The following is a 23,842-nucleotide window of genomic DNA, read 5'->3' on the forward strand; positions in this document are numbered from 1 at the left end:
GCAACATATCCTCGTTGAAACAGGGCTGCGGTGGTTTAAAAATACAGTTTCATACCAAGCTCAGCCAGCGTTTCTTTGTAATCTGCGCTGTCCGTGGTAGAGGAATAATTCCCGTATTGCGTACTCAGCATGACATCGACATGTCGGCTAACCGGGTAATCGATGACCGCTTTAATGCGCTGCCGATGGTCATTGCGCCCGATGCCTCCTTCCCTCGCGCCTGCATAATCTCTCGTTTCATAGTGATAATATAGCGTAAACTCGGTGTCTTTATGTAACCATGTTAGCGGGGTGGTGTAAGCGACATCCGCTAAATAGCTGGTGTAATCAAAGGTGTTATCCTGCGCGTCTTCTTGCTGAAAAGTGAATCCAAACTGCCAAAATGCCTGGGCTTCATTAAACCAAAATACATCACTACGTAGTGCGTTTGCGTCACTGTCTCTTTCTGGTGTTGCCACAAAGATTTTTGAGATATTGTCTACGCTAAGCCGCCAGTAGCCCTTTTGTTGCCATGCACGCCCCACAGACAGCCCAGTTTGCCGATAAGTGAGATAGTCGCTGTCATCTAATTTGGCATCAGCTGAATAATGGTGCAGCGCCACTTTTGCCCAATCGGCCTTATAGACCGCTTCTGCCGACAACGTGGTAATAGCGAGGTTAAACACAGAATAGTCGTTGTATTCGGTTAACGCATATTGCGCAGACGTGTTTAATTGCCATTTCTCATGAGGCGTTATACTGGCTTTCACCTTTCCTTTCGCATAAAGCGCTGAATCACCTTCACCAGTGTTAGTGTCTATTTCACTCACACTCACATTGCTGTCATAGCCATAGCCTGCGTAGGCTTGTGCATCAAATTCAATCCATTGGGGCTCTGTAGAGGCGTCCTGTGCCAATGCCAAAGGAAACGGGCTTACCAATAAAATCGAAATCGCGGTTTGCATTGCTGTATTCATAAGTCACCTATCAATACCTGTACTTATGGTGCGTTGAGGGGAAAAACGAGGTAACAGCCGCTATCCGGCTGTTACCGATACATCGTGGTCAGGTGAAAATTACTGACCTAATACAGCCGTAATACTGCTAGTTACTGTGTCTTCGACAGATCCAGAAACCGTGTCATTTACATTGGAAGTAATGGTGCTATCAATGGTTGAGGTAAGCGTGCTTTCAACAGAGGTGGCAACGCCAGATGTCACAACAGCATCAATACTGTTGCTAAGCGAATTGTTTACGGTGGAATCAACCGTATTGGTAATGCTATTTTCTACATTTCCATCCAGGCTCGACACTAGTGAATTTACGCTGTCTGTAGACACTGTGTTGTCGAAAGCAGTAGAAAGACCAGATTGCACATCGGTGACGGGATTAGCAATAAGTGAAAGAGACGATTGTGCGTCTTGTGTAGCAGATTCACTGGCCTCCGTGGCTTCGTCATCTTCTACAGTGGCGTCCGTCGCGTCTACTTCTGTATTCGCTACGTCCGTATTATCAGCTAATTCGGTATTTGGTTGAGTATCTAATTGCGAGTTAACCTGGGCGCTGGATTGTTGTGACAAATTGGCATCGAAAGATGAGGCACCATCAGAAGTGGCTGACACCTGAGTTTGCGATGAGGTGTCTGATGACGCCGATAGATCAGCAGAGATTTCCTGCCCGTGAGCAGCGTAAGTGGTAAGGCCTAAAGCAAGTACGATGGAAGTGGTTAAAGTATTCATCCGTTAATCTCCTGTTTTTCATAATGGACATAGAGATAACGGGCGACTTGTGAGTTTATTCCTTTTTTATTTCTATTTTTTATTTTTAGTCTTCCGACGCGAGTTGCGACTTTTCCCACCATGGCGTCGAAAAATCGATGTTATTTTGCTGCAAAACGTTCTCGTATTTCACTCTTACCGATTCCCAAAACGCCGCTTTAAAAACAGGATCGTAAATCACAAACTCCCCTTGTTCACGATACTGCTCAAACAGTTCTTGGTAGGCACCTACAGGTGTAAGAGGGTTAGTCTGCTGCATAACCACGTCACCACCGTATGTGTTGTAGAGTGCTTTTGACACCTTCCAATTTTTTGCCATACCTTTGGCCATAAGCAAACGATAACGCTCAATGTCTTCGTCTGAATACTCGAGGCTACTTTCTAAATCGGCTGTCCAAGACTTAATGACACTATACGCAGACTCCACTTCACCCACTGTAGGTTTAATTTCATTTTTTGATGCGTAGTCTGCTAATACTGATTCAGTGATTTTTGTGCCTAAAGCACGTTGCGCTAAAATTTTGCGGATTTCAGGTTCAGATTTATCCGTGAGAATAGCCTGAAAGCGATTCACGTCGCTTTGAGAGGGTTGCAACTCGCTATTTGATATCGATTTATCAAATAAACGTGCAATAATTTCGTTTGCCGCTTGGGGGGTATTTATACCCAGCGACACCAATATAGCGCCAAATAGCACCATAGGTATTATGTCTGAACGTGTCATTGTGTGTGCTTCCCTGAGTTGTTGCTAACAGCGCGTGCGCAAAACGTATTCTTTAGAATTATTAGAATTTTCCATTCGTTTTACGAAATGACGTTGCTGAGCTACTACTTTAGGCTATATAGACCTAGATTTCCACTTTTTTACGCAATGACTTTCGTGCACTTCGCTGCTTTTTCGCTTCACCTCGACGCGCTTTCACTGCACGGCTTAACTTTGTTGGCCTTCTTGGCTTTTGCTTTTTCGTCGCATTGATTATCCAGGTTTTTAACCGAGCAACCGCATCGTCTCTGTTCTGCTCCTGGGTTCGATAGTTTTGCGCTTTTAGCACAAACACGCCGTCTGTTGTAATGCGGCTGTCATTGGTTGCCAAGAGCGCGTCTTTCACGGTTTGCGGTAAATCGGCGTTTGCAATATCGAATCGCAAATGAATAGCGCTACTGACTTTATTAACGTTTTGCCCACCCGCACCTTGCGCACGAATAGCCTGCATGTCTATATCGCTTTCCCGAAGTTGAATGGATGACGTGACAATGATCATAGTGTATTGAATTCCTATCTTTCATATTTTATTCGTCGTGTGACTTTTCAGTATTAAGGTAAACGCAATTGACGACACCGCGTTTTGTGATTAATTTAACTTTACCTACAGCGGTTGCGCATGGAGCGAACCTTGATTTACGTTGCTATTTTTCTTGCTTGCTTAGCCTGCATGCTGTTTTTCGCTTGGCGTTTTACCCGCCACATAGACAGCAAAATAGAACGCCAATTCCAGCCTTCAGGATCATTTACCGAGGTAGAAGGCGGCAGCATTCACTGGTACAAGCAAGGTTCGGGGCCTAATCTTATTCTCATTCATGGCCTTGCCGGTAGCGGCCTTAACTTTTCCACTCTCACCGCTTTACTCGCGAATGACTATACGGTTTACGTCATTGATAGGCCCGGCAGCGGATTTTCCACGCGCCAACCTTCTATTTCTGCCAATTTCGATGTGCAAGCGACAATGATTTTACAATGGATGGACAAATTAAACATTGAAAACGCCAACCTCGTTGGCCATTCAATGGGTGGCGCCATTGCATTAAGACTAGCCCTTGATGCCGCCTCACGAATTAACGCAGTAAGCTTATTGTGCCCTCTCACTACACCAGCAATGGACCCCCCTGGGCCGTTAATTTCGTTGTATATTCCCCATGATGGCCTGCGTAGCTTACTTGCCAATACTTTCGCGACACCACTTAGGGTAACCGTTGGCAAGCGTCATGTGAACCAAGTGTTTTACCCCGAATTGGTGCCAAACAAGTTTGCCATACAAGGGGGTGGTGCTTATGCACTGCATTCAACACAGTTTTTCAATGCCAGCTGTGACATAGTGGCATCGACGAGAAGTTTGTATAAACAGTACAAACGCTACAATGAAATAACCTGCCCTGTGGGCGTTTTATTTGGCGAGAAAGATAAGATTTTAAAGCCGTCTACGCACACACCTGCGGTCACTGAGTTAATTGAGAACAGTATCAGCGAGGTCGTCGCCAATGCAGGACATATGATTCCTGTTACCCAGCCGGATGCCTGCAAAGCGTTTATCGATAAAGTGAATCAAATGGCACAACCTAAGCCCATTTGATTTGGTTTAGTGCGCCATTTGTGGCCTAACTGCAGACGTCGCTAGCGTTTGCGTAGGTGGATAAGGCGAGGTCGTCATAGCGTCTTGACGCAGCTCCCTTAGGAAGTGAGAAAGTTGCTCTATACCGTCTTCCATTAGACACAGATCCACAGGGGCCGCATTAATGGGCATTTGAAATTCATGAAACCACGCTCGCATGGTATCACTGTCCCCTTCTGACAACCCTATGAGTAAATGATACATACGGATGAAAGCAAGCTGGGTACGGTATTCAGGGGTGCCACTTTCAAACCCAAGCAACAATGTCTGCGCCAATGCATTTTCAGAAACGCCCAATAAATCAGAGGCTTGCTCTTGGGATAAACCTAGCTCTTGATAGGCCCAAGTGAAGGCTTTAGTCACCACGCTGGGTGGATATACTGATTTCATCATAATTTCGCCTCGCGTTAACACACAATAATTGGTTACATACTAAGCGGGGTTGCGAAATTCGTTCCAACTATTAAAAAACCGCGATCTGCGCGTAATTTAGCATTTTAAAGTGGTGTAAAAGACAGTGTAAAAGGTCGGTAGAGCCAACACATTCTCTAAGGCTGGCACGTCAGTGTGCTAAAGGCAGATGACACCCCACTCAAACTAGCAGTTTAAGTGGGGTAGGTTACCGCCATAAGAAGATCAGGCAGCCAGTACCTGCATTAAACCTGAAAACGTAGGCTTATTCTGTATGTTTAACGGCGCTTTAAGCTCGCGAGCAATATCGCTAACGCTAATGACGCCTCGTACTTCGTGATGATCTCTGTCTAACACCAAACAATGATGTTGTCCGTAATCTTTCAGGGTTTCAATAACGTCACCCACGGAAGATTTCGCCAGTTCATAAAAATCGAAAGACATCAGTGCCGTTTTCGGCTGCATAAAGTCTCTGACTTGTAGCTCTGCACGGGCAGTTTCAAGTTCGGCAATACGCTGAACAATATGCTGTTCGTCAACATCCTCAGCCGTCACAATACCAATAAAGGCATTGTCGCTGTTAACGACTAACATCATTCGCACATGAGATTGGCGCATAATTGTTTCCAACTTAACCGCTGGAGCGTTTGCGTCAATAACATGTGGCATATGCTGTTTAAAGTCAGTAAACACTGACATTGCTGATGATGTTAAAGAGATTTTGTTTTCGATAATGGGCCAAGCCAGCTTATCGGCGGCATCAGTTTTGTAAAGTGGTAAGGTGTGCATAACCTTCCTCCTATTAAAGCGTTGAAATGAGTTTAAATACAATTCATCAACGAAATAGTGGAGGGGCACGAATTAAGATAGCGCCGAAAAAGGCGCGAGACGCAGGCAGCGTGGGGAAATGCCACTCACTGAAAGTGACAACCGCAACACCGGCGTCGAAGTGCGAAGCGCACGTGTCGTCTATATCGGAATTATCGAGACTATCTTGGCTTAAACTACTGAAATTTGAGCTGCCGGCGATACGGCCAGTGTCCACCAACGCCTGTTCTTGCTTGGTATTTTTTGCACCCGCTTCCCCCCCACCTTGTTCAGGGGTAGCAAACACAAAAGAAAACAATAAGAGGAGTAGGTTGATACTCAAAATCTTTCCTAAGCAGCCGTTAGCACGAATAACGATATACACATCTACTATTACTATATGCCCTTATACTGCGTTCAAAAGACCATCAATCTTATCTTTTAACCACTTTGTCTCACCGTAGAAAAAATAGAGCCTGAAAAACTTCAGGCTCATTGTTACTTTGGCATTAGTGAAGTTTCAGTTTAGGGCTAATTGCATTACTTAGTTTTTTGATTGCCAGTTTCAAAGCGCCCTTTAGTTTTCCATGTACAGCAAATTGGTGCATATTATACAAAGAGACATAGACAAGCTTAGCTAACCGCCCCTCAATAAACATACTACTATTAGAGAGCGATCCCATTAAACTTCCCACGGTACTGTATTTGCTTAAGTGAACCAGAGACCCATAATCTTTGTAGCTGTAAGCTCGCATTGGCTTGCCGGTAACTTGCGCTTGAATATTGTAAGCCACAGTATCCGCCATTTGATGAGCCGATTGCGCTCTTGGCGGCACCCATTTCCCGTTTTCCTGTTGAAAACCACAGCAATCGCCCAATACCCAAATATCTTGGTTCGATTGGCTACGCAAATACTGATCTGCAAGAACCTGGTTGGCTCTGTTGGTTTCAAATAACCCCATATTAGCAATGAAGTCTGGGGCTTTCACACCGGCAGCCCAAACCATTAAATCGGCATCTATACGGCTGCCGTCCTTAGTGATTAAGCCTCGTTCATCGGCCTCAGCCACCATCGTTTGCTCTTTAATGTCAACGCCAAGCTTGTACAGGGCTTTTCTTGCCGAATTAGCAATGCGTTCAGGTAAGGCGGGTAAAATGCGTTCACCAGCTTCTACGATGGTGATCCTCAGCCTCGCTGCCGACATGTCTGGCATGCCGTAGGCCTTTGATAAGTTGGCAACGTGGTGCAGTTGTGCAGCCAACTCTGTTCCCGTCGCTCCCGCACCAACAATAGCCACGTCAATTCGACCATCACTGTCATCTTGCTGATTAATTCGAATAAGCTGATTTAACAAGGCGCGATGAAAACGCTCGGCTTGTTGGAGTGAATCAAGAAAGTAGCAATGTTCACTTACCCCTGGGGTCCCAAAGTCATTACTCACGCTGCCAATGGCTAACACCAGTTGGTCGTAATGAATTTGACGGGAAGGCAGTACTTGCGTGCCTTCTTCATCAATCAGCGGTAACAAGGTTATGGTTTTTTGTTGCGCATCTATGGCGCACATTTCTCCCAATTGAAACCGGTAGTGATGGGCAGCAGCGTGTATAGCGTAGTCAACGCCATCAGAATGCTTGTCAATAATGCCCGCTGCCACTTCGTGAAGTAAGGGCTTCCAGATGTGGGTTCGACTTCTGTCGACCAGGGTAATTTCAGCGTGTTTTTTTCTCCCTAAGGAGCGGCTTAATCGGCTAGCTAATTCAAGACCACCAGCTCCGCCACCAACAATTACTATTTTTTGCATGGGTAAACCACCTATTTACAATCATTCCACCTATTGCCGCTTGATTATCAAAACGGCAATACATGGCATGACTGGCCCTACCTAGGTGATGGGCAGGGTACGTTCAACCGAAAATACTGACAACAGTATAGCGCCGGCGCCAACTAAAAATGCGACAAAAAAAATATTAGAAAGTATAATTTGCGCTAACCATGTAATGACGGGGTCGCCCAGGGAAATAACGGTCGCCAGTAAAGGTCGTATAATCTGCCCGTTCCGCATAAGCGGTATCGAGAATATTGTTTATGGTTACCGCGAGGGTTACGCCATTATTTAACTGATGCTCCCCACGCACATGCAGTAAATCATGTCCCTCATAACTGTGTGCATTCTCTGGATCGGTAAAATAACGCCCTACATGCTGCCACTCCAATTGAAGCGCGGTATCGGGGTTTATTTGGTAATGGGTTCTTGCATTGAATTGAAGTTCCGGCGCGGTATCCATATCGTTACCTTGAATGTCCACCTCTCCAACTTGCTGTGAATGTTCGTAAGTGTGTCTTGCATAAGTCCCTGCCACGTCTATGGCCCACTGCGGTAGCAGTTGGTAGCTCAGCGTAACCTCAACGCCCTTATGTAGCGTTTTGCCGTTATTGACATTAAAAAAGTCACTGTCTCGATAGATGACGTTTTCTTTTCGCAATCGATACACCGCGATATCAAGGCTGCCATTGTTAAACCCCGTGCGTAAACCTACTTGCGCACTTACCGCTGAAACCGAATCTAAATCAGCCACTTCTTGATCTCGTTGCAAGCGGTATAACTCAGTGGCTTGTGGCGCTCGATACCCCTTGGCTACATCTAAATACCATTGAAGATTGTCTTGAGGCGAGTAACTCAGGGTAAATTTAGGGCTAAACTCTGTGAAGTTATTTTCACCACTCTCTGGGCGAGAATACCGGCAGCCGCCAAAACCACATTCAGTGCCATCGTCTCTGGTTCGTCCATCTATCATATTGTTGGTGTAGTCGTAGGCAAGCCGCTCGTATCGCCCACCTAGGGACACATTCCATGTTGCTGTTTGCCACTCTAGCGCAGCGAAAGGGGCCAACATAAACGCTGTCACGTCGTAATCGTAGTGTTTTCCTACCGGCACCGTTTCGACTAGAAAGTCTGAGCCTTCTGTTTGGGTGTCTTGCGATTGTACTAAGCCACCTCGGGTATATTCGGTATCCACACCTGAATTCAGGTATAAGTTAGGAGTAAGCTGATAGCGCAGCTGAGATAACAATCCTGCGCCTTTTTGGTCATTTTCTTCTAGCGGCGTTCCTGGTAAAAAATGCATGCGAAAATCCATATCCTGATGACGCACATAAGGAGTAATAGACAACGCCAGTTGCTGGTTGACTTGCACATCTAACTTAACCCACCCCCGAAAACTTTGGGCTTTTCTGAAGGCTTCTGGATTCGGGTTGGTTTTGATTAAAAGCGGATCTTCATAGCTTTCAAAACCGGTAATATAGCCCGCGGTGTCCTGGTCTAAATGGGTGTATGTAAGCCCCGACGTCAACGTTCCCTTCTCAAGGGCGGTTCTGTATCGTACATTCACCTTTTCCTGTTTCACGCCTTCGCCATTTCTATACCCGCTGTCATCTGTAATACTGGCATTCACTCCTATGCCACTATCACCGAAATCCTTGCCATTGCGCACTTTTATTCTAGCGTATCCATATGAACCATAGTCGGCGCCTAGCCAGCCACCTCCTTGCGTGGTATCCGGCGTGATTACATTTATGACACCATGAATAGCATTTGAGCCGTACAATAGAGAGCTTGGCCCCTTAACCACGTCTATGCGCTGCGCCATTTCGCTATGCGCTTCAAACAGCTCGTTAATATTACAAAACCCCGCTGCGCGTAATGGAATACCATCCTCTGCTGCAAGTATCCCCCCACAGGCACCCGCCCCCGTTAAAACTGGCGATCGCAAAGCGGGTAAATATTCTTGACCATTCCCTCGCTGCACGCCCGCACCCGCCACATAATTTAGCGCTTGTTGTATATGTTGTGGCGAGAGTTGTTCTATTTGCTGCTGGGAAATCGAAGTGATCGGATAGGGGGCATTTTGATTATCACTTACTATGCGTGACCCCGTGGTAACAATACGTTCAATGTTTTCTACCTCTTGTGCAGAAACACTCACCGCCATACCTGTAAAGGCAAGTACGCCTACTGCTAATAACGTGTGGCGTAGGTGACCGCAAACTCTTGTGACCATGGTAAATATGTACCTGTTATCAAATAAGTTACAATACGCGATTTTAAGCACTTATGCTGTAAGAAGAAAGGCTTGTAATTAATCAAACCTAAGGTACTTTTAGCATAATTTGCGTTACAACCCCCTATTACCTTGTTGGAGGAATGATTGGACACTCTGATTCCCAGCCTTTCACAGCTCATAGAGTTTGCCGTAGCCCCTGTATTTTTACTTACCGGTATTGCGGGCTTTCTTAATGTCATGTCATCCCGTTTGGGTAGAATCTCAGACCGCGTTAGAGTAGCAGAACGGCAAATCCATACGCTGTCAGACCCTCATATTGTGGAACGCTCAAAGCAAGAAATAAAAGTACTCTGGCGTAGAGTGAAGGTGATTAATTGGGCCATAGGTTTGTGTGTGGCATCGGGCCTTATGGTATGTACGGTTATTATGGCGCTGTTTGCTGGCTCGCTTTGGCTGGTAGATTTGAAAACCCCCATTATCGTACTGTTTATTTTAGCTATGATGTTTCTGATAAGCGCATTGCTGGTCTTTTTACTGGAAGTCAAACTGGCTACCAACACCATAAACTTAGTAAGAACCATACGCTAACAAGTGCGTTCGCAGACGAAAAACAAAAACAGGCGCTTTTGCGCCTGTTTTTTTGTGCCTTACATACATAGCACCCATCAATGTCGTCAGGCTATTGAGCCAAATTATCTAACACAGAGAAAAGGACATTTGCCCCAATTCTAGACACTTCTTTGTCATACGTATTTTCACTATTCACACCTTCCTGGCCCCCTGCTAAATCACTGATAGCACGGATGATAACCCAATCAACATCATTAACAGTACATACTTGTCCTATGGCCGCCGACTCCATTTCGGTAACTTCAGCGTTAAACACTTCTCGGGTCCATTTTCTGTATTCACGGTTGTCCATAAATACCGAGCCCGTTATGCCATTTCCGCCCACGTGTAGTTTAGCGTCGCGCTCATCAAGTACACGCTGCACAGGCATAGTTGCCATCGCAGACTTCGCCGCCGAAAGAAGCCGTGGAGTAGCAGAAAAATACGCCGTATCCTTTGGCTTACTCATTCCATCTTTAATAATGAGCACTTCATCTGGGTGAATAAAATGAAACGGCTTATAATGGGGTAGATGAGGGTCTTCGGCGCGTCTTTCCGATTGTTCTTCTAAAAACTTTGCATAGTACTCAGGCAATATGTAAGCCCCCGGATTTTCAGGGTCTTCATTGGTGTAAACACTTTCGTCGTGATAGTACCAACGCGCTGGAACAGTCACATCACCGGGCTGCCAAGCGGGGTTAACGGCACCCGCTATTCCCATATACACCACTTGCTCCACAGGAAAGTAATCAAGCGCCATCTGCATCGTCATTGCAGCATTTGCTATGCTCATGCCCGTTGCAAACACTAAAATAGGTTCATCATGGTAAGTCCCCATCCGATATGTCACACCCTTGATGGTTTTAGTGGTATCAATTTGAGCATGGGGATCTTGCTCTATGCGCTGCAAAATGCCTTCCATTTCGGGGGCGTAAGCCACCACTACCGCAGTAAACGCGTCGCTATTATGAACCTTAGGGCCAAATTGCCCAGACGAAGATGCACAACCGGAAATCCACACTAGTACGGGGATGAAAACAAAGACTAACTTTATATTTTTTATCATAATAATACGCTCTCGAATACAACCTTGCAGTAAAAGTAAACATTATGTAAAGGCACGAACATTCTCATTCTTTTCTATTCTAATGCCTGACGTACTCACCAACCGAGCTGGTTGTGTCTGTACAAATAAGTGACACCACTACTTTACATTGCCATACGTAATCACAGAAGCAAAAAAGCCCTGTGCGTTCCTTGTTATTCCGCACCTATTCGCTTGGTTTAATAAAAACGCGTTTAAGCGCAACTTAATGGGGTGAGCACCACTACCCTTGCTGAATTTTTTGTTTAGAATTGGTTGCCATTGTTCTTATACTTTAGTCAAAGGCCAGTGCCTTTTTTGCGATAGGATTTGCAAATGAATATGAAACTACTTCGCTCCTTACAAGTCTTTATAGCCGTTGCTGAGAGCGGCAGTATGAGCGTAGCAGCAAGGTCGTTACACATGACAGTGTCTGCAATTAGCCAACAGCTAAGAAAGTTAGAGCAGGACATAGGGCTAAGCCTATTTAATCGGAATACCCGCAGCCTAAGCTTAACAGAAGCAGGCCGGATTTATTACGATACCAGTAAGCAAATGCTAAAAACGGCAGAAATTGCACAAGAGCAAATTGAAACCCTGCAAGATGCACCTTCAGGGAAAATTAATATTATTGCGCCAGAAGGCTTCGGGGGCGGGTTGTTAAGTCAGCCTATCCATAAGCTTTGCGAAGAATTTCCAAAAATCACCGTATCACTTACTGTCACCGACGAGCCAAAAGATATTATTGCTTCGGGTGCCGATTTGGTACTTTGTTTTGCGCCATTGTCAGACACCAATTTCAGTAGTTTAGAGTTAGCAACGTGGAACCGCATTCTTTGTGTATCATCAGAACACCCTTTAGCTTCGGCTAACATTGGCTCTACAGACGCATTGCAAGAATTCACCTACATTGCACACCGTCATATTGAAGATTACACAATGACACACCCAACCCATGGGAATATGGCTTTAACTTCACCGCGTATTGAAGTTAATTCAATGCAAACACTGATTCAGTTAACTAAAGATGGTATGGGCTATGCGGTTTTACCCGAGCCTGAAGTGAGACATTTACTGAATGATGGGTCGATGAAACAGCTTTTCAACGACTGGCAATTACCTAACTATACGGTATATGCAGTCACACCTAAACGAGAATTGGTACCTGCCAAGATTAGTGCGGCCATAAACTGTTTACAGGAATGGTTTGAAGCAATTTAGCCTCTTTGAGGGTGCTTATTTCATTGATTAAACACCGCGCTATAGCCAAAAGACACAAATAAGCAGCCGTTACGCTGCTTATTTGTGGCTAAATGTATTAGAAGCTCATGTTAACCTGAGCACTTAGTACGTGCGCCGTGGCAGATTGGCTGCCCTCAATAGTAGAGGTAATACTACCAATATCACGAGACTTATCGATGTTTGCTTCACGACCATTGATGTAGGCATAGGCAAAATCGAAAGTGGTAGAATCATTTAGGGTATAAGTTACCCCCCCTGTAATCCAATGGCGGTCTGTATCAGGAATACTTAAAGAACGGTTTTCAACTGTTACCACACCATCGTCATAGGCGTAACCGGCACGTAAAGTATATTGGTCGTTTAGCTTATAAGTTACCCCTAAAGATCCTCTCCATGAATCATCGAAGTTTTCTTCTTTAATGAGGAAATCATCACCGCTAGCTAAGTTTGCTTCAAGCTTTTGGAACGTACTCCAATCAGTAAACACTAAGCTTGCTTGAACAGACCATTGGTCATCAATAATTTGACTAACAGCAACTTCTGTAATAGCTGCAAGGTTGAGATCTAGGCTGCCATCTTGGTTTAACTCAGCCGATAAATCAGAGCTTACTTCACCATCAAGTTCGAGTTCGGTTTCTGCGCGGTAAGATAGCGCGAGGGTTGTGGTTTCAGTAGGCTGATAATAAACACCCGCATTCCAACCGTAACCAATATCGTCACCTTCCAGCTTAAACACAGAGGCATTGTCTACTGCCAAGCCTAATACTGGGGTAAGTGAATTAGGGATAGCTGAGCTAATTTCAGCGTCGGCATAAGTAAAGTTAAGCCCAAAACCTACACGTAGTGTGTCGTTGACTTTGTATGAAACCGCAGGGTTAAGGGTAAATGATTTTACCTCAGCGGTATCAGCAAAGTGTAGCGCTTCAAAATCGTCGCTGTAATCAGAGCGTAGGCCATAGGTTGTGAATGCGCCGATACCTGCTGACCATTTATCATTAATAGGAGTGGTATAGAAGAATGAAGGCACAAATGCAGTATCTGCAATATCATCTTCAGAGGCGTCTTCTGATGCCACGGTTAGGTTACCCGCTTCTGTAGCAACATAAGAGGTGGTTTGTGCACTTACATCAACATTAGGATCAATAAAGCTGATTGAACCACTGAATTGTGACGTAGTAAACACACCAATAGCCGCAGGGTTTGTCGCTAAAATAGAGGCATTCTCAGCCATTGCAGCTTGACCCGCCATTGCACGGCCTAAACCATTCGCACTATGTTCATTGACCTGAAAGCCCGCCGCTAGCGTAGAAGAAGACGCGAGAGTAGCTAACGCTAAGCAAACAGAGGCACGTAAAGATAATTGTTGCTTCATAAAAAACTCATTCATTAAGGGAAAAAATGCAGTCGAGCATTCTACGTATATGGTGACTTTTGTTCAATGCAAGTAAACGTTATTTACGCGCTTTTATCGCATTTTTTACAACTTTACCGTCTATTTCACGACCATTTGCGACATTTTTGCAACATTTACTAAACACCATGTTTACTTATTTTTAAAGAATGGCCCATTATCAGCATAATGAATTGGATTGAGTGGATTTATCGTCCGATTATACCCACTCATAGTAAACAGGGTTGGAATACGCCAGTGTTACCCTCAGTCACAATAACAGACGAGATTTCACACGTTAAAGGAGAGCTATCTATGTCCACTTACAAAGAAATACACTTAGTAAATCGCCCACACGACGGAAAAATAGGCCCCCATTTATTTGAGCAGAAAACGCTGCCTATCCCCACTCCCGGCGAAGGGGAAATATTGATAAAGCAAACCTATATGTCGTTAGACCCTGCCATGCTGGGTTGGATGAGCGAAGACAGAGAAAGTTATATTCCCCCAGTAGAGCTTGGTGAAGTCATGCGATCAAGCGGCGTAGGGGAAGTGGTTGCCTCCAATCACGCCGATTTTAGTGTGGGTGATAAAGTGATGGGCATGACTGGCTGGCGTGAGTACGTGGTGAGTGATGGTTCAGGCTTTAACAAGCTGCAAGACGGCGTAACTGAAGAAATGGCACTGTGCGTATTCGCCCTTCCCGGCCTCACCGCCACCACGGGACTCTATAACTTTGGCGAACCCAAAGAGGGTGAAACCTTAATTGTCACAGGTGCCGCAGGGTCGGTAGGATCCATTGTTGGCCAACTTGCCAAAGCTGACGGCCTACGGGTAATTGGTGTGGTTGGTAGCGACGAAAAAGCAGACTGGATTGTGAACGAACTAGGGTTCGATGGTGCAATCAACTACAAGACCGACGATCTAGAAGAAAAGTTGAAAACACTAACCCCTGACAAAATTGATGTCTTTTTTGAAAATACAGGTGGCCCTATTCAACAGCACATTTTTAATCGTATGAATACCCATGGACGAATTGTCGTATGTGGCATGATTGCTGATTATCAGTCTGACAATCCCGCGCCGGGGCCTAATTGGATCCCCTTAATTAAAAAGCGTATTAACATTCGCGGTTTTGCTATGCCCGATCATTGGGGTGAGGTACCCAAGCTACTTCAGAAACTCACACCTTATGTACAGCAAGGCAAAATAAAATATCGTGCTCATACCATTGAAGGCCTAGACAATGCTGAAGAAGGGTTGAACATGCTGTTTAATGGGGAAAATAAAGGCAAGATGATGGTGAAACTCTAATTGCTTATTGGTGCTTAAATATTGACTGGAGGCGAGTCAACTACGGGTTGGCGTAGCTCTCCAGCTTAATGGTGTTTTTGCCCGCGCTTTTCGCCTCATAAAGCGCCTTGTCTGCAGTTTGAATCAAGGCTTCTAGTGACGTACTTTTGCCTTTTTCCATACACGCGATACCAATAGAACAAGTTACCCAGCGGTGGGTCGCAGTGTCAGCATGAGCGATACTTCTGCTTTGCCATAGCATGCTCATTTGCTCACACTTACTATATACTTGCTGACGGGTTAGGCCACTGACGACCACCATAAACTCTTCGCCGCCATAACGCCCTAACACATCAGTTTGACGCTTAAATATCTCCCGCATGAGGTCAGCCTGCATCACAATAACATCGTCTCCTTTTTGGTGACCGAAGGCGTCGTTGTATTTCTTAAAATCGTCTAAATCTAACATAATGACGGCGAAATCGAGAGATTGTCGAATACTCAACGACAGCAGCGCTTCACTGCGCTGCATAAGCGCACGCCTATTAAGAAGGTTAGTTAAGGAGTCGATACGGCTTAATTTAGCTAACTTTTTATTAGATGACACCAACAGCTCCATCACCCTATCAAGCCGATACTTAGCATACACACATATGAATAATGAGCCTGCCACAAAGGCACTTGAAATCATGACCCGTTCGCCATAAACCGGTGAAACCACCATAAGTAAAACGAACCCTATAACGTTAATTAGGGCGGCCAATAGGGCTAGTTTAAACGGTATCCCTAAGGCAAAAACACAATAGAAGGCATAAAGTATGGTGCCCTCATAAGGGAAAGCGAAGTTGGCCTCTATCCAGCTTTGATGAATTAACCCGAAGTTGGATAGGGTTAGCACAACCATCAATAGTGTAAAAATCCAATGGCGTTTAGCATAAAAGAAGGGGGCGTACGATAAGCCTACCACCAATACGATGGTGGGTACTTGAAAATATAAGCGGTTAAAAAAATAGGTGTCATGGAGATTATCGGGAAGCAGAACGATATCAGCCCACATGAAACCACATATCAATAGTGCGCCCACTATAAGTGCGAGACGAAGTCGTACTGTTTCTTTGTGGGGCGAGACTACATCCATTACGGTATCCTAATCAGGGCTTAGCATATGCGATTCAATGCGTGTATCACCAGTATAGTACAGCGGGTAACGCTACATTGAAGAGGTGAGTGTATTTTCTCGCTCTAGTTTTACCAAACTCTCTTTCAGCGCTTCAATAGTAACAGGCTTAGTGACCACATTATTCATACCGGCTTCGATAAAGGTATCGTGACGCTCTTTGAAAGCCTCTGCCGTTAAACCAATTATAGGCGTGCTGGCAGCGCCACTGTCTAACTTACGAATACGTTTTGTGGCTTCAACCCCATCCATAACAGGCATATGAATGTCCATAAAGACAACATCAATATCCCCCTCTAATACGCGAGTGCTGGCCTTAAGACCGTTATCAACATGAATCACGTTGCAGCCCAGTTGCTCGAGTAACGCTTGCGCCACTACCGCATTAATCGCGTTGTCTTCCGCCAACAACACATTTAAATTGTGATTAACTGCCGGCGTTGCAGCGCAGGCCTCTTTATCTACGTTTGTGCCTACCAAATCTACAGATCTAGCGCGTACATTAGCGGTAACGGTAAAACACGAGCCCTCACCCACCTTACTGCTTACTTTAATGTCGCCGCCTAAGAGTTGGGCGAGTTCTCTTGCAATCGCAAGGCCAAGACCGGTTCCACCATAACGCCTTGAAATAGAGGAGTCTGACTGGGTAAATTTCTCAAAAATACTTTCTAGACGATCGGGCTCAATGCCAATGCCTGTATCCTTCACTGAAATCACAAGTTTATTATCTTGCGCTTCTTCCTGCGCCACCTGTTTCAGCTTGGCCGAAATGCTTACCGTGCCCTGCTGGGTAAACTTAATCGCATTGCTGATTAAGTTAATAATAATTTGGCGCAGCTTGGTAAGGTCACTGGTCACCATAACTGAGTCTAAATTACGGCTCTTATACTCAAGGCGAGTATTATTGGCACTTGCGTTAGTGCCTAATAAAGTCACCAAGTCGCTTAACATTGAGTCTAAATTGAACTCAATGAGATCAATTTCAGACATACCGGATTCTATCTTCGATAAATCGAGAACATCGTTTATTACGTTCGCTAAAATTGAGGCCGACGCTTTTAGATCTGTTGCGTATTTCTTTTGTTTTTCGTTAAGCTCCGTATCTAACAATAGTGTTGCAAGCCCTTGAATGCCATTTAGCGGCGTACGTATTTCATGGCTCATTACCGCTAAGAAATCGGTTTTTGCTTTATTGGCCGCTTGAGCTCGAGATACATAATCTTGAATATCAGCCGACATGGTTTCCACATCACGGGCCAGCTCACTCAGTTCATCAGTGCCTTTAACATCGATACTTATCCCTTGATGATTTTTTGCAATTCGACTGGTAGCACTCTTGATTTTATTAATAGGGGTAATAACAAGGTGCTGGGTAACCGAACCCATAAGTACACTTACCAGCGCCACGGCAAATAGGGTGATAATAATCGTAAGAAGTGCGATGTTCGATAAGGACGTTTGCAACGCATCGGTAGTTTGGCTTACCGTCAGTTTCCAATTCCAAGGCGAAAACTCGCTGCACGCGAAAAGTATTTCTTCGCTTCCCATGGTCGTTTCGCCAAAAGCCACTTTTTTGTTATTAATCGTTTGCCTATTGGCTTCACTAATATCGAGGGGCGACCAATTTTGTTGAGACGTATAAATCAGTTGCCCTGTGCTTTTTTCGCTCACCGTGAAGTGTTTATCTGTTGAAAGATGCAATGCGTCTAACTCGTCAAACACTTCTTTTTGATAGGCTTCGCGAAACATAGGGACATTTTCTAACCCTGAGTCCACCAATAGCTTATGTCGCTCTTCCACCAACTCCACAAAGGTGAGTGATAAGGTTTGGGTAAGTAATTTATACTCCCGCTCTCTCACGGATTCGTAGGCAGTAAGGTAAGCCCAATAGCCGATAAGCGTCATTCCAATCAGCAAGATAGGAATGTATATGGCTAATAATTTCGATTTAATTCGCATAATAACGTTTGGTCAACCCTTACTGATACACGTTGTTTTTAGCTAACTTCAAATAAGAAGAGGGAATTGGCAATCCCAGTTTAATCGCAGTAGATACGTTGACCGCGACGGTATATTTACTCATTCTTGAGACCGGGAACTGATTCGCCGGTGTGCCGCGAAGAATTTTCGCTGCTCGTTGAGCTGCGGACTTACCTATGCTGTTCACGTCCGACACCACACCTAGCAGTGCGCCGTCTTGAACCGACTCTATACTTTCCGCAAAAAGTGGAAATAATTGGGTTTGCTTTCTGATTTCACCAATCAGATTCTCCGCCTGCAATAGCGGCCCCGTGGACAACCACAAGCCATCAATGCTTCGGCTTTGTTTATGTTTAACAAGGGCGTTAATAATGCCTTCTCGCATAACAGGCAAGCCTTTGTCTCCATCAACATAAGGCGTACTAATCGCCACAAACTTCACACTGTCGTAATCGCTTTCTAAGGCAAGTAGGCTATCGACAGAACTCGCCGATGAAGGGTAGTCGGTATGAATTAGCCCTATAGTTAGCGGTAAGTCAGTGTCAGATGCCGCAATCAACCCTTGCAACATATCTAGCTTTACCTTGGCGTCCAGCACATGAGACTCGCCGGTGATATTATCTGAGCTTGTTTCATCAAACTGAGTCACAATACCTTCCTTGACCGGGTCGGCTACCGTCATAAATAATTTGGGTGTTTGACGACTAATCTCAGCTTGATAGAGCGCTCGGGTCGCCAGTGTTGCGATAGACACAATAAGATCCGGCTCGCCCACTTGGTATGCTGCTTCTATTGCCGCGCGCGCGCCCTCGAAGGAGCCGCCAGCATCATAAACATCAAATTCAACAGACGCCTCAGGCATTATAAAACGAAGCTCTTTTTCAAAGGCGGCTTGAGATTCCATCACGATGGGCAAGGCATTTGTTTGAATGATGACGACTCTAAGCACAGTGTCATCGGCCTTTGTTAATGAAGAAACACTAGCAAAGGTAATAAATACAACGAAAAGGATCCACTTCATCGGATGACGCCCAAGGCAGAGTTGCTCAAAAATATTAGTCGAAAGTGTAATATGCTTGTCTGTGCGTATCATAATGTTATTCAAACATTTTGCATAGGCGATATTTGCCATGTGGCCTCGAACACCGCCCACATTCTCAAGCTATTGGCAGAAAAAGCACCCTATGGGTTTAAGCTTCCCATCAACTCACTAAACAATTTCACACTTTTTAGGCGCTGTTCAATAGGATGAATTGGCATAGAAACAATAATTTCATCAGCTTGGGTGGCTTGCAAAAACCCATCTAGCTTGTCAGCTACCGACGCTTTTGTTCCCACCATGGCATAGCGTAAAACACTTGCTAGCATAGCTTCATCGGCTGGGCTGCAGTTTTCTTTAAAGTTTTCAGACGGTTTCGAAAACGGCTTATTCGCGCCTTGGCGCAAGTGAATGAATTGCTGTTGAACCGAAGTAAACAGATATTGCGCCTCTTCTTCAGTGTCTGCCATGACCACCATGACACCCACCATCGCGTAAGGTGCGCTAACCTGATCAGAGGGCTGAAACATAGACCGGTAAACATGTAAGGCATCAAATAACTGATCGGGCGCAAAGTGAGAGGCAAACGAATAAGGGAGGCCCAGTTGCGCCGCAAGCTGTGCACTATACAAGCTTGAGCCCAACAGCCATAAAGGAACATGAGTATTTACTCCAGGTATGGCTACTACCTTTTGCGATGGATTAGGCTGCCCTAAATATGCCTGCAGCGCTTGAATATCACTGGGGTAACTGTCTACCGAATCTATCCCATTTCGGCGCAGGGCTTTTGCCGTAGCCATATCGGTGCCCGGCGCTCGCCCTAATCCTAAATCTACACGATTAGGATACAAGGTGGCTAAGGTTCCAAATTGTTCAGCCACCACCAAAGGCGCATGATTAGGAAGCATCACGCCTCCCGCCCCAATTCGGATGGTGGAGGTTGCTTGCGCAATGTGACTTAACACCACAGCGGTGGCTGAACTGGCCACACCGTGCATACCGTGATGCTCAGCCAACCATACTCTTCGATAACCACAGTGTTCAGCCTGCTTAGCTAATTGCCGCGAATGTTCGAACGCCGCTTGAATAGTGGAGCCTTCTGCAATAGGGGCAAGATCTAACAGTGAGAAAGGGCGAGACATGTTACTCCTTAACCTGGTTTACTGGATATACCCCGCACGACGCATCACCGAGGTAGTTTGATACTGCGCTGTTTTCAACGCCTCTGATACTGATACCTGTTTCGTTAGCGCCATGTTCACTTGAACGCCCACTAAATGTCCTATTGCGGTAAATTCAGCAATAGGCACAAACTGCTTACCAATTGCTGACGCACTAGTATCAGTATGGGAAAGTGCGCGTAACGCTGAATACTCATAGGATGCCGATGGGATAGCCCGTTGATAGCTCTCGTCATAAGTGGAGTGACGCGTACCAGGAAGTACTGCATATAAACCGTAGTTTTCTCTTAGCGCGTCATTCAACGCTTTTGACGTTAACCATAATGCCAGTTGTTGCGCAGCTTGTTTACGCTCACTGCTTGCTGGCACCGCAAAGTTCCAAGACCAAAACCATTGAGAACCCCTTTTAACTGTGCCAATAGGCGCTTGTGTTACCCCGACATTTTTCGCCACACTGGATGTTTTGGGGTTTAAAATGCTACCACCTAATGAGGAAGCATCCACGAAAAACGCAAGCTTTCCCTCGGCAAACAGCGCCTGATTCTCTTGCCAGCCTAAATCTTGGTGATTAGGTGGCCCAAAGTTGCCTAGCAAATCAATATACGTACTCACCGCCTTGTGCCACTCTCGCGTGTTAATTTGTGGCTGCATTTGTTGATTAACCCATTGCCCACCATAGGTATTGACCATCACAGAAAGCAGGGCCATATTTTGCCCCCAGCCCACGCGGCTTCTAAGGCCAATGCCATATACCTCTTTTTCAGGCTGATGCAACTGCTTCACCATTGCGTACAATTGCTCGTAAGTCAGTGGCGACTGTATATTAAGGCCCGCGTTTAATAGCAAGTCTTTGCGGTAATAGGTTAGGGTGGTTTCAGCTACAAAAGGTAAGGCATAAAGTGTCTCTTCATACGTATTGGCAGTAAGCGCGGCGCCAATAACATCATCGATATCATAGCTTTCGGGCACATCGGCAAACGCTGCTAACTGGCCTTTCTTGGCCCAAATAGGCACATCATAATTCCCAAGCATAACCAGGTCATAGTTCGTCTGGTTCACTGCGACATCCCCTTGCAGGCGCTTCCTAAGTACAGTTTCATCCATGACTCTCCAATCGATTGCAAGCTGTGAAAACGGCGTGTCATGGCTGCTTAAATACTGTATTACCTGTTTGATGCCATTAATATCCGGCACACCTACGGTTAACGATGATGACGAAGGCGCCGCCTCATACATACCGTATTGCTTTAAAACTTCCTCTATTTCACCCCTAGCTTCTAGCGCATGATATGCCTCATCAAAGCTTTCTATAATGTTTGCGGCATTGGGAGTGTCTTTTGATACCGCAAGGAAAAAGGGATGATCACGATTAAGCGCTTCTATAAAACGGTACTGCCCTTGCAAATGAGGGCGTTCGTTAACCAAGGTTTCTTTCACTAAATACTCATCTGCGAAAATCATGTCTACTCGGTCAAGCGCCAACATATCAAGTAACGAAGAAACGCTGCTTACCGCGATGGTGTCTATGTTACTTGCGTCAACCAGTGCCTGTGGTATCGGCGCGCCAGTGATATAGCCTATTCGTGTTAAACCAAGACGCAAAAAGTGGGCGTTAATATCGCCATTTTTGACTGGGAGAATCGTGTCTACCTGGGTTGCAACCGGTACCAAATAGCCTATTTTTGTGCCCGGTATGGGGTTTGAGTAATATAAACTGTCTTTGTGTGCCTGATTAGAGCGCAGAGGAAAAACGCCTGCGGTTTTTCCCTGGGTAGCCATAAAAACAGCGCGGGTGTGAGGATAATGTTCAAATCGAGTGGAAATCGATTTCGAAGCAAACGCACGGCGAATAATTTCATTGACGTAACCTGCTTGAGGGTTATGCTCTGAACTGAAAGGACTGGCGTTTGAGGTGGAGAATATAAGAGGTTCTGCGACAACGAAAGCCGGCAAATTAAGACAAAGTAACCATAAAAGTGGGCATACACTGAGCCTCAATGCGCGTAGGCAAATATGACCGTTAATAAATTCATAATTAAAGCATCGCCCACGACTAAGTAGCATGATTCCACTCTATCTGCTCGAACCCTTCCCTATTATTAACGGGAATCTCGAAAAAACAACACATTAAATGAAATACTATAAGATTGACGAAGCCTATAATCGCGTAGTTTGGGTGATATAGAAGGTGTGACCATGCGCCTGGAAAATGGCTAAACAGGCACATCTTTGCGCTTGTTTAGCCATAGCGATGAATTAGGTGGGGTTTATTTTAACAAGCCAGTTGTGTTTATCTTCCGCTTTACCCCATTGAATATCATTAAGGGCTTGGCGCAGCTTCATGGTCACTGGGCCCGCTTCACCGTTACCTACTTGGTATTCTTTTCCATTGTGAATAAAGGTTCCCACTGGCGTAAGCACTGCTGCGGTGCCCGATAGTGCAGCCTCAGCGCTTGGCTTGGCAGCACGCTCGAGTAGTTCTTCAACAGTAATATCACGTTCGCTTACTGTCATACCGTGATCTTTGGCAAGCTGTAAAATAGTGGCCCGCGTTACACCGTGTAAAAAGCTTGTATCCAAGCCTTTAGTGATGATTTCGTTACCATCAACAAGTAAGAAGTTAGCTGCACCGGTTTCTTGTACATCACCGTTAGGGCAAAACAAGATTTGATCGGCTTGCACGTCTGCTTTTGCTTTCAATATAGGAGGGAGTGCGCTGGCATAGTTACCACCGCTTTTCACCATGCCCATGTGTGGCGCGCAGCGCATGCCTGTTTCATCAAGCAACAAGCGCAGCGGTTTTAGACCACCAGCGAAGTAATCACCTACCGGCGATAAAAGCACATACAACATAGAGGTAGCTGAGGGTGCTGCCGCTTTACCAATAGACGCCTCGGTACCTATGTGAGTGGGACGAATATACATAGAACCTGGAGGCTCAGGAACCTCAGCGCTGTACGTAGACACGATGTCGATAATCATTTTTTCAACTTGTGCTTTGTCAATCTCAGGCAAGTTGAGTAAACGGCTGCTTTGCGCAAAGCGTTCGATATTTCTATCCATACGGAAGATATTAATACTGCCGTCTTCGTGCCTAAATGCTTTCAAACCTTCAAAACAGGTACTTGAGTAATGCAAGACATGGGCACCCGGGTGCATTTGTATGCTGTCTGCACTGACAAACTCAGTCTCAGTCCATGTATCGTTTTCAAAGCGGGTAAGCGCCATCGTGGGCATGAATACAGTACCGAATACGGCCATTAGTTTTTCCTGTTTACGTCTACTCAAAAAATACACGAGAGAGTTTACCAAAAAATGGTCGTATTGCTAAAAGAATGTCCAATGATGAAGCATTATTTCGCGATAGGGTTTTGGCAAGGTATGCGTACGGGCGCATCGGCAACGCCATGACTGAATGGCAGC

21 protein-coding genes are annotated in these 23,842 nt (G+C 45.3%); 4 read left to right on the forward strand and 17 right to left on the reverse strand.

Annotated features, from left to right (window positions below; translation table 11 throughout):
- Positions 1 to 35 precede the first annotated feature (35 nt).
- From IUA53_RS18950 to arfB, 4 genes are all read right to left on the reverse strand, one after another.
- Positions 36 to 956 carry a surface lipoprotein assembly modifier gene (locus tag IUA53_RS18950; protein ID WP_196897591.1) on the reverse strand — a complete coding sequence of 307 codons (921 nt, stop codon included), beginning with the start codon at positions 954 to 956 and terminating at the stop codon, positions 36 to 38.
- 99 nt (positions 957 to 1,055) lie between these two features.
- Entirely contained in the window at positions 1,056 to 1,718 is a 663-nt protein-coding gene (locus IUA53_RS18955; RefSeq protein ID WP_196897592.1) for a hypothetical protein, read from the reverse strand.
- 85 nt (positions 1,719 to 1,803) lie between these two features.
- On the reverse strand, positions 1,804 to 2,481 hold the full coding sequence (locus IUA53_RS18960; RefSeq protein ID WP_044058413.1) for a hypothetical protein: 678 nt from the start codon (positions 2,479 to 2,481) through the stop codon (positions 1,804 to 1,806).
- Positions 2,482 to 2,605: 124 nt separating this feature from the next.
- Entirely contained in the window at positions 2,606 to 3,019 is a 414-nt protein-coding gene (arfB, locus tag IUA53_RS18965; RefSeq protein ID WP_196897593.1) for an alternative ribosome rescue aminoacyl-tRNA hydrolase ArfB, read from the reverse strand.
- A gap of 120 nt (positions 3,020 to 3,139) precedes the next feature.
- Between arfB and IUA53_RS18970 the strand changes: the two genes are divergently transcribed.
- Entirely contained in the window at positions 3,140 to 4,105 is a 966-nt protein-coding gene (locus IUA53_RS18970; RefSeq protein WP_196897594.1) for an alpha/beta fold hydrolase, read from the forward strand.
- Positions 4,106 to 4,111: 6 nt separating this feature from the next.
- Here the strand turns inward: IUA53_RS18970 and IUA53_RS18975 are convergent, their stop codons facing one another.
- The 5 genes from IUA53_RS18975 to IUA53_RS18995 all read right to left on the reverse strand — a co-directional run bounded on the left by IUA53_RS18975 (position 4,112) and on the right by IUA53_RS18995 (position 9,421).
- The gene (locus IUA53_RS18975; RefSeq protein WP_052364474.1) at positions 4,112 to 4,537 is read right to left on the reverse strand and encodes a transcriptional regulator; all 426 of its coding nucleotides are present in this window, start codon (positions 4,535 to 4,537) and stop codon (positions 4,112 to 4,114) included.
- A 243-nt stretch (positions 4,538 to 4,780) separates the two neighbouring features.
- On the reverse strand, positions 4,781 to 5,344 hold the full coding sequence (locus tag IUA53_RS18980) for a CBS domain-containing protein (protein WP_044058415.1): 564 nt from the start codon (positions 5,342 to 5,344) through the stop codon (positions 4,781 to 4,783).
- 46 nt (positions 5,345 to 5,390) lie between these two features.
- Positions 5,391 to 5,705, reverse strand: a complete 315-nt coding sequence (locus IUA53_RS18985; RefSeq protein WP_196897595.1) for a hypothetical protein — start codon at positions 5,703 to 5,705, stop codon at positions 5,391 to 5,393.
- A gap of 166 nt (positions 5,706 to 5,871) precedes the next feature.
- Positions 5,872 to 7,164 (reverse strand): NAD(P)/FAD-dependent oxidoreductase, encoded by a 1,293-nt coding sequence (locus IUA53_RS18990; protein WP_044058417.1) that lies wholly within the window; start codon positions 7,162 to 7,164, stop codon positions 5,872 to 5,874.
- Positions 7,165 to 7,330: 166 nt separating this feature from the next.
- On the reverse strand, positions 7,331 to 9,421 hold the full coding sequence (locus IUA53_RS18995; protein ID WP_196897596.1) for a TonB-dependent receptor: 2,091 nt from the start codon (positions 9,419 to 9,421) through the stop codon (positions 7,331 to 7,333).
- A 147-nt stretch (positions 9,422 to 9,568) separates the two neighbouring features.
- Here IUA53_RS18995 and IUA53_RS19000 point away from each other — a divergent pair, with 147 nt between their 5' ends.
- On the forward strand, positions 9,569 to 10,012 hold the full coding sequence (locus tag IUA53_RS19000; protein WP_044058419.1) for a DUF2721 domain-containing protein: 444 nt from the start codon (positions 9,569 to 9,571) through the stop codon (positions 10,010 to 10,012).
- Between the two features lie 91 nt (positions 10,013 to 10,103).
- Here IUA53_RS19000 and IUA53_RS19005 read toward each other — a convergent pair whose 3' ends face one another.
- Positions 10,104 to 11,099 (reverse strand): 5'-methylthioadenosine/S-adenosylhomocysteine nucleosidase family protein, encoded by a 996-nt coding sequence (locus IUA53_RS19005; protein WP_196897597.1) that lies wholly within the window; start codon positions 11,097 to 11,099, stop codon positions 10,104 to 10,106.
- A gap of 354 nt (positions 11,100 to 11,453) precedes the next feature.
- Between IUA53_RS19005 and IUA53_RS19010 the strand changes: the two genes are divergently transcribed.
- Positions 11,454 to 12,338: a LysR family transcriptional regulator gene (locus IUA53_RS19010; RefSeq protein WP_044058421.1), complete on the forward strand. Its 885-nt coding sequence runs from the start codon at positions 11,454 to 11,456 to the stop codon at positions 12,336 to 12,338.
- Between the two features lie 97 nt (positions 12,339 to 12,435).
- Here IUA53_RS19010 and IUA53_RS19015 read toward each other — a convergent pair whose 3' ends face one another.
- Positions 12,436 to 13,731, reverse strand: coding sequence for an OmpP1/FadL family transporter (locus IUA53_RS19015; protein WP_196897598.1), 1,296 nt, complete (start codon positions 13,729 to 13,731; stop codon positions 12,436 to 12,438).
- A gap of 333 nt (positions 13,732 to 14,064) precedes the next feature.
- On the opposite strand from IUA53_RS19015, the gene IUA53_RS19020 reads away from it, so the two are divergent.
- Positions 14,065 to 15,063 (forward strand): NADP-dependent oxidoreductase, encoded by a 999-nt coding sequence (locus IUA53_RS19020; RefSeq protein ID WP_196897599.1) that lies wholly within the window; start codon positions 14,065 to 14,067, stop codon positions 15,061 to 15,063.
- Between the two features lie 40 nt (positions 15,064 to 15,103).
- On the opposite strand, the gene IUA53_RS19025 is transcribed toward IUA53_RS19020, so the two are convergent.
- The 6 genes from IUA53_RS19025 to IUA53_RS19050 all read right to left on the reverse strand — a co-directional run bounded on the left by IUA53_RS19025 (position 15,104) and on the right by IUA53_RS19050 (position 23,707).
- On the reverse strand, positions 15,104 to 16,180 hold the full coding sequence (locus IUA53_RS19025) for a GGDEF domain-containing protein (protein ID WP_196897600.1): 1,077 nt from the start codon (positions 16,178 to 16,180) through the stop codon (positions 15,104 to 15,106).
- 72 nt (positions 16,181 to 16,252) lie between these two features.
- A complete protein-coding gene (locus IUA53_RS19030; protein WP_196897601.1) occupies positions 16,253 to 18,178 on the reverse strand; it encodes an ATP-binding protein in 1,926 nt (641 codons plus the stop codon).
- 19 nt (positions 18,179 to 18,197) lie between these two features.
- Positions 18,198 to 19,220 (reverse strand): ABC transporter substrate-binding protein, encoded by a 1,023-nt coding sequence (locus IUA53_RS19035; RefSeq protein WP_196897602.1) that lies wholly within the window; start codon positions 19,218 to 19,220, stop codon positions 18,198 to 18,200.
- A gap of 161 nt (positions 19,221 to 19,381) precedes the next feature.
- Positions 19,382 to 20,380 carry an LLM class flavin-dependent oxidoreductase gene (locus IUA53_RS19040; RefSeq protein ID WP_044058426.1) on the reverse strand — a complete coding sequence of 333 codons (999 nt, stop codon included), beginning with the start codon at positions 20,378 to 20,380 and terminating at the stop codon, positions 19,382 to 19,384.
- Between the two features lie 18 nt (positions 20,381 to 20,398).
- The gene (locus tag IUA53_RS19045) at positions 20,399 to 22,483 is read right to left on the reverse strand and encodes an ABC transporter substrate-binding protein (RefSeq protein ID WP_196897603.1); all 2,085 of its coding nucleotides are present in this window, start codon (positions 22,481 to 22,483) and stop codon (positions 20,399 to 20,401) included.
- A 192-nt stretch (positions 22,484 to 22,675) separates the two neighbouring features.
- On the reverse strand, positions 22,676 to 23,707 hold the full coding sequence (locus tag IUA53_RS19050; RefSeq protein ID WP_269746469.1) for a branched-chain amino acid aminotransferase: 1,032 nt from the start codon (positions 23,705 to 23,707) through the stop codon (positions 22,676 to 22,678).
- Positions 23,708 to 23,842 lie beyond the last annotated feature (135 nt).

This window comes from Alteromonas sp. B31-7 (assembly GCF_015767655.1).
GTDB classification, from domain to species: domain Bacteria; phylum Pseudomonadota; class Gammaproteobacteria; order Enterobacterales; family Alteromonadaceae; genus Alteromonas; species Alteromonas australica.